The organism is Deltaproteobacteria bacterium GWC2_65_14, from assembly GCA_001797615.1.
GTDB lineage: Bacteria > Desulfobacterota > Deferrimicrobia > Deferrimicrobiales > Deferrimicrobiaceae > GWC2-65-14.
In genome coordinates this window covers 61,400-62,525 of record MGPV01000049.1, presented here as the reverse complement: position 1 = coordinate 62,525, position 1,126 = coordinate 61,400, and the positions used below count along the sequence as shown (strand labels likewise).

1 protein-coding gene and 1 pseudogene (1 of these 2 only partly in view) are annotated in these 1,126 nt (G+C 68.5%); both read left to right on the top strand.

The window, feature by feature from the left end:
- Positions 1–14 precede the first annotated feature (14 nt).
- A complete protein-coding gene (locus tag A2X88_09410; GenBank protein OGP33619.1) occupies positions 15–899 on the top strand; it encodes a hypothetical protein in 885 nt (294 codons plus the stop codon).
- A gap of 148 nt (positions 900–1,047) precedes the next feature.
- Positions 1,048–1,126: pseudogene (locus A2X88_09405) on the top strand (hypothetical protein) (it continues 205 nt past the right edge of the window).

Below are 1,126 nucleotides of genomic sequence, written 5' to 3'. Positions count from 1 at the left end.
ACAACGGGCGTCTGATGACCCTCCGAGCCGGCTGCCCGCCCGAGCTCCCGGGAATGGCGGTCGCCCTCGCCTGCGGCACGGGCCTGCAGACTCTGGCGACGGCGGCCGAGGCCGTCGCGCTCGGGGACGCTGCCTTGGTCGCGGCCGTGGCGGCCGACTGCCCCAGCCGCGTACGGCGCGACGTCTTCGTTCCTTCCTTCATAGACCCCTCCTGCGGCATGCATATCGCCAAGACCGCCGAGGCGCGCGCCTCGGAAAGAGGCCTGACGCGCGCGGCCATGGACGCCTGGGCCCTGCGCTCGCATCGCACGGCGACGGCCTCCTCCCATTTCCTCGCCGAGGAGATCGTTCCGCTGGCGGGCCTGAGCGCCGACGACGCGGTGCGGCCGGACGCCGCGCCCGAACACTTCGCGCAGGCGAAACCCCTCTTCGAAGAAGGGCCGCACCTGCTGAGCCACGCCAACATCCACGGGGTGGCGGATGGCGGCACGGCCCTCATCCTCGCCGCGCCCAAGGCCGCGAAAGGCCGCGCGCTGGGCCGCGTGGTCTCGACCGCGCTCGTGGGCGTGCCGCCCGAGCGCATGGCCTACGCCGCGGTGCCGGCGGTGCGCAAGGCCCTGGAAAAAGCGCGCTGGCGCACGAGCGACGTGGAGCTGTGGGAGATCCACGAGACCTTCGCCGCGCAGATCCTGCTCGACCGCGCCGAGCTGGACGTGTCTGAAGAAAAGCTCAACGTGCGCGGCGGCTCCATCGCGCTGGGGCATCCCTTCGCGGCGACGGGACTGCGCCTGGTGCTCTCGCTGCTGCTCGAGCTCAAGCGCCGCGGCGGCCGACGAGGAGTCGCGGCCGTCAGCGTGGGCGGGGGCCTGGGCATCGCGGCCTGCGTGGAAGCGCTGTAATATTTTTTCCATGTAATAATCATAATTTAGGGACAATTCGGGCAGGTTTGTTGCGTATACCCTCAATCGACATATGTGTCATTCGCAATCGGCCCGAGAGGCCGCACACGAGAAGAGGGGGAAGAGCATGACTTGTAAGAACAAGTTCATGAGCGCGCTGGTGTTCTGCGCGCTGATGAGCATCGCCTTCGTGAGCAGATCCGCCGCCCAAGAGAAGAAGGTCGGCA

Excerpts from the sequence above, each read along its gene's own strand:
- A2X88_09410 (OGP33619.1), top strand. The coding sequence starts at position 15 with ATGACCCTCCGAGCCGGCTGCCCGCCCGAGCTCCCGGGAATGGCGGTC.